Source organism: Aeromicrobium sp. (assembly GCF_032084975.1).
In the GTDB taxonomy this organism is placed as follows: Bacteria; Actinomycetota; Actinomycetes; order Propionibacteriales; family Nocardioidaceae; genus Aeromicrobium.
The window spans coordinates 21,554-28,046 of record NZ_DAMDLR010000034.1 but is presented as its reverse complement, the minus strand read 5'-3'; the positions used below and the strand labels follow the sequence as shown (position 1 = coordinate 28,046).

Sequence of the window (6,493 nt, the reverse complement as noted above, 5' to 3'; positions counted from 1 at the left end):
TCGACGAAGCTCATCTCGATGTCGAGCTGGGTGAACTCGGGCTGGCGGTCGGCGCGGAAGTCCTCGTCGCGGTAGCAGCGCGCGATCTGGTAGTACCGCTCGAGGCCGCCGACCATGAGCAGCTGCTTGAACAGCTGCGGGCTCTGCGGCAGGGCGTACCAGCTGCCCGGGCGCAGGCGGGCGGGCACGAGGAAGTCGCGGGCGCCCTCGGGCGTGGAGCGCGTCAGCGTGGGCGTCTCGACCTCGATGAAGTCATGGCCCTCGAGCACCCGGCGAGCAGCGGCGTTGACCTTGGAGCGCAGGCGCAGCGCGTGCGCGGGCGCGGGTCGGCGCAGGTCGAGGTAGCGGTGCTTGAGGCGCGCCTCCTCCCCCACTTCGACGTGCTCGTCGATCGGGAACGGCAGCGGGTCGGACGTCGAGAGGATCTCGACCTCGTCGGCGATGACCTCGATCTCGCCCGTGGCGATGGCCGTGTTCTCGTTGCCCTCGGGACGCTTCTGGACCGTGCCGGTGACCTTGAGGCAGAACTCGCTGCGCAGCTGGTGGGCGACGTCCTCGCGGACGACGACCTGGGCGACGCCGCTGGCCTCGCGCAGGTCGATGAAGGCGACACCGCCGTGGTCGCGACGACGGGCGACCCAGCCGGCGAGGGTGACGCTCTCGCCGATGTTCGCGGTCGTCAGGGTTCCGGCGTCATGGGTGCGGATCACGCTGTCGTCTCCTTCTGGGTCACCTGCGGTCGCAGGTCGGTCTCGGGGGGTGTCCAGCCGTCGGGATCGGCCGACTGCTGGTCACCGGTGCGGATGTCCTTCACCTGGTGGCCCTCGTCGTTGACGAACCAGACGAACGGGATGCCGCGGCGCTCGGCGAAGCGGATCTGCTTGCCGAACTTCTGGGCGTTGGGGGCGACCTCGCACGCGATGCCGCGGGCGCGAAGCCGCTGCGCGATCTCGTCGCTCTCGGGGCGGGTGTCCTCGTGGTTCACGGCGACCAGCACGGCCGACGGCACGCTGCGCGAGGCGGTGATGCCGCTCGTGGTCAGCGTCGACAGCAGGCGCGAGACGCCGATCGACAGGCCCACGCCGGGGTAGGTCCGCTTGCCGTCGGAGGCGAGCTGGTCGTACCGGCCGCCCGAGCAGATCGAGCCGAGACCGGGGTGCTCGGCGACGCGGGTCTCGAAGACCGTGCCGGTGTAGTAGTCCAGTCCGCGCGCGATGCGCAGGTCGGCGGTCACGGTGACGCCCTCGACGGTGGCGCAGCCGGCCACGACCGACTCGAGCTCGGCCAGTCCCTCGTCGAGCATGGGGTGCTCGACGCCCAGGTCGCGGACCTGCTTGACGAACGACGTGTCGGTGGTGACGATCTCGGCGAGCGCGAGGCAGGACGACGCCTGCTGCTCGCTCAGGCCCTGCTCGCCCAGCAGCTCGGCGATCCTGTCGGCCGGCAGCTTGTCGAGCTTGTCGATGACCTGCATGACGGCGGTGGGCTCGGTGATGCCCAGGCCGAGGTAGAAGCCCTCGAGGACCTTGCGGTTGCTGACCTGCAGCGTCAGCGACAGGCCCGGGATCGGCAGGCCGGCGAGTGCCTCGGCCATGACCCGCGCGACCTCGACGTCGAAGTGGAACGGCAGCGCGCCGTCGCCGACGATGTCGATGTCGGCCTGCGTGAACTCGCGGAAGCGGCCGGCCTGCGGACGCTCGCCGCGCCAGACCTTCTGGATCTGGTAGCGACGGAACGGGAACTGCAGGTGGCCGGCGTTCTCGACGACGTAGCGCGCGAACGGGACCGTGAGGTCGAAGTGCAGCGCCAGCTCGGAGGCCTCGGACTCGTCGGCGTGCAGGCGGCGGACGGCGTAGACCTCCTTGTCGATCTCGCCCTTGCGCAGCAGCGTCTCGAGCGGCTCGACCGCGCGCGTCTCGATGTTGCCGAAGCCGTGCAGCTCGAAGACGCGGCTCAGGTGGTCCAGCACCGCCAACTCGACGCTGCGCTCGGCCGGAAGGAACTCGGGGAACCCGGACAGCTTGCCCGCGGCCCTCACGAGGTCAGCTCCGCCAGGAACGGGTTGGTCTGCTTCTCGCGGCCGATCGAGGACTGCTGGCCGTGGCCCGGCAGCACGACGACGTCGTCGGGCAACGTCAGCACCTTGGACTGCAGGCTGCGCAGCATCTCGGCGTGGTCGCCGCCGACCAGGTCCGTGCGCCCGATCGACCCGAAGAACAGGAAGTCGCCCGAGAACATGATCTGCGAGACCGGCTCGGGGCCCGTGTAGTCGACCCGGTACGCGACCGTGCCCGGCGTGTGCCCCGGGCAGTGGTCGACGGTGAGGCGCAGGTCGCCCACCTCGATCGTGGCGCCGTCGACCGCGTCGCGGACGTCCGCGGGCTCGGCGAACTGCGACTCGTCGATCTCGCCCAGCTGCTGGCGCAGCATCGCGGCGGACTCGTTCGAGATCGCGGCCATCGGGTCGGCCAGCAGGTGGCGGTCGGCCGGGTGGATCCACAGCGGGCAGCCGAACTCGTCGGCGACCTTGGCCGCGTCCCACATGTGGTCGAAGTGGCCGTGCGTCACGAGGACGGCCGCGGGGGCCAGGTCGTGCTCGGCGACGACGGCGCGAACGCCCTCGAGGGACTCCATGCCCGGGTCGACGATCGCGCACGGTGAACCGGGGCCGGAGGCGACGAAATAGCAGTTCGCCTGCAACGGTCCGGCGGGGAAGGCGGTGAGAAGCACGTCCGTCAGGGTACGCGAGGACGACGCCGGGCCGCGAACCTCCTAGACTGACCGCCATGAGTGATTGGGGCCGCGTCGACGCGGACGGCAACGTCTACGTCAAAGAGGCCGACGGCGAACGACTGATCGGACAATGGGTCACCGGAGGCGACGCCGCTGAGGCGTTGGCGTTCTACACCCGAAGGTTCGAGAATCTCGAGACCGAGGTCGACCTGCTGGAGAAGCGAGTCGCCGCGGGCACCGTCTCGCCCGACGACGCCACGAAGGCCATCGCGACCGTGCGCGAGCAGCTGGTCGACGCCCAGGCCGTCGGCGACCTCGCGTCGCTGTCGACCCGTCTCGACGCGCTCGAGCCGAAGCTCGCCGACCTGCGCGCGCAGCGCAAGGTCGAGCGCGAGCAGCGCACCGCCGAGGCCACCACGGCCAAGACCCGCATCGTCGAAGAGGCCGAGCGGATCGGTGCCGGGCAGGACTGGCGCAACGGCGCCGACAAGCTGCGTGCGCTGCTCGACGAGTGGAAGGCGCTCCCCCGCCTGAGCAAGTCGGCCGACGACGAGCTGTGGCACCGCTTCTCGACCGCGCGCACCGCATACACGAAGAAGCGCAAGGTCCACTTCGGCGAGCAGAGCGCAAAGCGCGACCAGGCCCAGAAGGTCAAGGAGAAGCTGATCGTCGAGGCCGAGGCCCTGCAGGGCTCCACGGACTGGGGCGCCACGTCCAGCGCCTACCGCGACCTGATGCAGCAGTGGAAGGCCGCCGGCTCCGCGCCACGCAACGCCGAGGACAAGCTCTGGAAGCGCTTCCGCGCCGCGCAGGACGTCTTCTTCCAGGCCCGCGAGGCCGCCAACGCCGCCCAGGACCAGGAGTTCGCCCAGAACGCCGAGGTCAAGCGCGAGATCCTCGTCGAGGCCGAGGCGCTCCTGCCGATCACCGACCTCGAGGCCGCCCGCAAGGCGTGGCACGACATCGCCGACCGCTGGGAGGCCGCCGGCAAGGTTCCCCGCGACCAGATCAAGGAACTCGAGGGTCGCATGCGCACCGTCGAGAAGGCGATCCGCGACGCCGGTGACCAGCAGTGGAAGCGCACCGACCCCGAGAAGTCCGCGCGCGCCGACGACATGATCACCAAGCTCGAGGACGCGATCTCCGCCATCGAGGCCGACCTCGCCAAGGCCGAGGCCGCCGGCGACGAGAAGAAGGCCAAGAGCCTGCGTGAGAACCTCGAGTCCCGTCAGGGCTTCCTCGACATCGCGCGCCGCACCGCCTCCGACTTCGGCTGAGGCTCGCGCGTCCCGCGCGCGGGCCTGCCCCCCCCTACTGGGTGACGCGGTAGGCGTCGAAGACGCCCTCGACGCCGCCGACGGCCTTGAGGACCGCGCCGAGGTGCTTGGCGTCGGCCATCTCGAAGGTGAAGCGGCTCTTGGCGACGCGGTCGCGGCCGGTGCTGAGCGTGGCCGACAGGATGTTGACGTGCTGGTCCGAGATCACCTTCGTGATGTCGGACAGCAGGTGCGGCCGGTCGAGGCCCTCGACCTGCATCGCCACCAGGAACGTGGTCTTGGCGTTGGCGATCCAGCGCACCTCGACGACCCGCTCGGTCATCTCGGCCAGCTCTGCGAAGTTCACGCAGTCCGCGCGGTGCACCGAGATGCCGGACCCGCGCGTGACGAAGCCCTTGATCTTGTCGCCGGGCACCGGTGTGCAGCAGCGCGCCAGCTTCACCAGCAGGTCGCCGGACACGCCGACCACCTCGACGCCGGCGTCGCTGCGGTACGAGGCCGGGCGGCTCGAGCGCGTGGGCGGCATGGAGGTCGCCTCGGCGATCTCCTCCTCGGCCCCCTCGCGGCCGCCCGCGAGGTCGATGACGCGGTCGACGACGTTCTGGGCGCCCACGTTGTTCTCGCCCACCGCGGCGTAGAGGGACGCGATGTCGGCGTGGCCAAGGTCCTTGGCCACGGTGTCGAGGTTCGCCTGCCGGAACAGGCGATGCATCGGCAGACCCTCCTTGCGCATCTGCTTGGCGATGAGGTCCTTGCCGTGGTCGATGGCCTCCTCGCGGCGCTCCTTCGTGAACCACTGGCGGATCTTGTTGCGGGCGCGCGGGCTCTTGACGAAGTCGAGCCAGTCGCGGCTGGGACCGGCGGTGGGCGACTTCGAGGTGAAGATCTCGACGACGTCGCCGCTCTCCAGCTCGGACTCCAGTGACACGAGGCGACCGTTGACGCGAGCACCGACGCAGGCGTGGCCGACCTCGGTGTGCACGCCGTAGGCGAAGTCGACTGGAGTCGCCTCCGCGGGCAGCTGGATCAGGTCGCCGCGCGGCGTGTAGGCGTAGACGCCCGCGTTCTGCATCTCGAACCGCAGTGAGTCCAGGAAGTCCGTGGAGTCCTCGGTCTCGGACTGCCAGTCGACGAGCTCGCGCAGCCAGACCATCTCGCTGCCGCCGGGACCACCGCTGAGGTTGGCCGCCTTGCCGCCCACCGCCGCGAGCGACTCCTCCTTGTACTTCCAGTGCGCCGCGACACCGAACTCGGCGCGACGGTGCATGGCGTACGTGCGGATCTGCAGCTCGACGGCCTTGCCCTGCGGACCGATCACCGTCGTGTGCAGCGACTGGTACATGTTGAACTTCGGAACGCTGATGTAGTCCTTGAAACGGCCCGGGATCGGGTTCCAGCGCGCGTGCAGGACGCCCAGCACGGCGTAGCAGTCCGAGACGTCGTCGACGAGGATGCGCACGCCGACGAGGTCGAAGATGTCGGAGAACTCGCGGCCGCGGACCAGCATCTTCTGGTAGATCGAGAAGTAGTGCTTGGGCCGCCCGGTGACCTTGGCCTTGATCTTGGCGTGGCCCAGGTCGGAGTTGACGTCACGAATGACCCGCTCGAGGAACGCCTCGCGCGACGGGGCTCGCTCGGCCACGAGGCGCACGATCTCGTCGTAGACCTTGGGGTGCAAGGTGGCGAACGCGAGGTCCTCCAGCTCCCACTTGATCGTGTTCATGCCCAGGCGGTGGGCCAGGGGCGCGAAGATCTCGATGGTCTCGCGGGCGATGCGCTCCTGCTTGTCCTGGCGCAGGTAGCGCAGCGTGCGCATGTTGTGCAGGCGGTCCGCCAGCTTGATGACCAGCACGCGGATGTCGCGCGCCATCGCGACGACCATCTTGCGGATGGTCTCGGACTGCGCGGAGTCGCCGTACTTGACCTTGTCGAGCTTCGTGACCCCGTCGACCAGGTGCACGACCTCGTCGCCGAAGTCCTTGCGCAGCTGCTCGATCGTGTAGGACGTGTCCTCGACGGTGTCGTGCAGCAGGGCCGCGCACAGGGTCGGCGCCGTCATGCCGAGCTCGGCCAGGATGGACGCGACGGCGAGCGGATGGGTGATGTACGGGTCGCCGCTCTTGCGCTTCTGGCCCTCGTGCATCGCGGCCGCGACCTGGTAGGCCTTCTGGATCGACGCGATGTCGCCCTTGGGGTGCGTCGCCCGGTAGATCTTGATCAGCGGATCGAGCACCGGGTTGCCGACGGCGGTCTTGCCACCGATGCGGGCCAGCCGGCTGCGGACGCGCGCGGGAGTGCGTGCCGAGTCCTGGGACTTCGGCTCGACGGTCTTCGACGGGGTGTTCTCGGTCCTGTCAGCCACGCACTCGCCTCCTTCGTCCCATCCTACGGACGCGTAGTCAGAGCGCGCCGGTGATCACCGAAGCGACGGCGCCCAGGACGAGGGCGGCGATCGCGATGATGGCGACGATGCGGACGGTGCG

The 6,493-nt window shown here is 69.7% G+C and carries 5 protein-coding genes; 1 reads left to right on the top strand and 4 read right to left on the bottom strand.

Annotation, left to right across the window (positions count from 1 at the left end; translation table 11 throughout):
• The 3 genes from RT323_RS10060 to RT323_RS10050 all read right to left on the bottom strand — a co-directional run.
• Window positions 1-710: amino acid--tRNA ligase-related protein (locus RT323_RS10060; protein ID WP_313407788.1), on the bottom strand; the 710-nt coding region annotated here is incomplete at its 3' end.
• Window positions 707-2,038: a histidine--tRNA ligase gene (hisS, locus tag RT323_RS10055; protein WP_313407785.1), complete on the bottom strand. Its 1,332-nt coding sequence runs from the start codon at window positions 2,036-2,038 to the stop codon at window positions 707-709. The genes hisS and RT323_RS10060, both read right to left, overlap by 4 nt.
• On the bottom strand, window positions 2,035-2,730 hold the full coding sequence (locus RT323_RS10050; RefSeq protein WP_313407783.1) for an MBL fold metallo-hydrolase: 696 nt from the start codon (window positions 2,728-2,730) through the stop codon (window positions 2,035-2,037). Before RT323_RS10050 ends, hisS begins: the two co-directional genes overlap by 4 nt.
• Window positions 2,731-2,786: 56 nt before the next feature.
• Here RT323_RS10050 and RT323_RS10045 point away from each other — a divergent pair, with 56 nt between their 5' ends.
• Window positions 2,787-4,010 carry a DUF349 domain-containing protein gene (locus RT323_RS10045; RefSeq protein ID WP_313407781.1) on the top strand — a complete coding sequence of 408 codons (1,224 nt, stop codon included), beginning with the start codon at window positions 2,787-2,789 and terminating at the stop codon, window positions 4,008-4,010.
• 34 nt (window positions 4,011-4,044) lie between these two features.
• Here RT323_RS10045 and RT323_RS10040 read toward each other — a convergent pair whose 3' ends face one another.
• Window positions 4,045-6,372: a RelA/SpoT family protein gene (locus RT323_RS10040; RefSeq protein ID WP_396172241.1), complete on the bottom strand. Its 2,328-nt coding sequence runs from the start codon at window positions 6,370-6,372 to the stop codon at window positions 4,045-4,047.
• Window positions 6,373-6,493 lie beyond the last annotated feature (121 nt).